Origin of the sequence: Streptomyces sp. NPDC058880 (assembly GCF_042742535.1) — a bacterium.
Taxonomy (GTDB): Bacteria; Actinomycetota; Actinomycetes; order Streptomycetales; family Streptomycetaceae; genus Streptomyces.
The window spans coordinates 1-1,320 of sequence record NZ_JBHYMC010000141.1; the positions used below are offsets into that span (position 1 = coordinate 1).

General features: G+C 70.2%; 1 protein-coding gene. It reads left to right on the plus strand.

All coding sequences use genetic code 11. The features are described 5' to 3' along the window. Nucleotides 1-34 precede the first annotated feature (34 nt). A complete protein-coding gene (locus ACFW2G_RS33080) occupies nucleotides 35-1,267 on the plus strand; it encodes an IS701 family transposase (RefSeq protein WP_384585652.1) in 1,233 nt (410 codons plus the stop codon). The last annotated feature ends 53 nt before the right edge of the window (nucleotides 1,268-1,320 follow it).

Below are 1,320 nucleotides of genomic sequence, written 5' to 3' on the forward strand. Positions count from 1 at the left end.
AGATCACCCCGGGCCGGGGAAGCCTCGGGTCGTGATCACCGAACAGGCCGAGACCTGGGACCGCGACCTGGACCACCTCTTCACCACCATCGGGCACCGCTTCGGCCGCGTCGAACCCCGCCGCCGGATGCGGGACTACGTGCGCGCGCTGCTCGCCCCGGTAGCCCGCAAAAACAGCTGGCAGCTCGCCGAACACGCCGGCCACTCCACCCCCGACGGCCTGCAGTACCTGCTCTCCCGCGCCCGCTGGAACCCCGACGACATCCGCGATGACCTGCAGACCTACGTCGCCGAACAACTCGGCCGCCCCGACGGGGTATTGATCATCGATGACACCGGATTCCTGAAGAAGGGCACCACCTCCGCCGGAGTCCAAAGGCAGTACTCCGGCACCGCCGGCCGCACCGAGAACTGCCAGATCGGCGTGTTCGCCGCCTATGCCAGCACGGCCGGCCGAGCCCTGGTGGACCGCGAGCTCTACCTGCCCAAGTCCTGGACCGACGACCGTGACCGCTGTCGCGCGGCCAAGGTCCCCGACGAGCGGGAGTTCGCCACCAAGAACACGATCGCCGCGGCGATCGTCCGCAGGGTGCTGGCCTCGCCGCTGCCGATCGCCTGGGTCACGGCGGACGCCGCCTACGGACAGGACAACCGCTTCCGCCGGATGCTGGAGACATCCGGCGTCGGCTACGTCCTCGCCGTCCCGAAGTCCCAGCTCTCCCTGGCCGGCCCGCGCATCGACATGGCCTTCGAGCAGGCCCCCGACCAGGCATGGGAACGCCGTTCCTGCGGCGCGGGCGCGAAGGGGCAGCGCGAGTACGACTGGGCAGCCGTCCAACTGCGCCCAGTGGCCGAGTACGACCACCAGGACGGCGTCCTGATCCGGCGACGCTGGGCGCTGGCACGGCGGAGCCTCAGCCGGCCGGACGAGATCGCCTACTACCTCGGCTACGCGCCCCTGGACGTCGGCGTGGACGAACTGGTCCGCGTCGCCGGCACCCGGTGGGCGATCGAGGAGTGCTTCCAGGCAGCGAAGAACGAGTGCGGCCTGGACGAATACGAGGTCCGCCGCTACGTCGGCTGGTACCGGCACATCACCCTGGCCATGCTCGCCCACGCCTTCCTCGCCGCGATGAGCGCACAGGCAGTCGAAAAGGGGGATCCACCGGTGAGGATGCCGAGGTCATCGAGCTCACTGTGGCGGAAGTGCGGCGACTCCTGGCGGCTGACCTATCCCCAGATCCCCGCGCCCGCACCCACGCGTTGAGCTGGTCGCGCTGGCGCCGACAACGCCAAGCAGTGGCCCGCCGCTGCCACTAC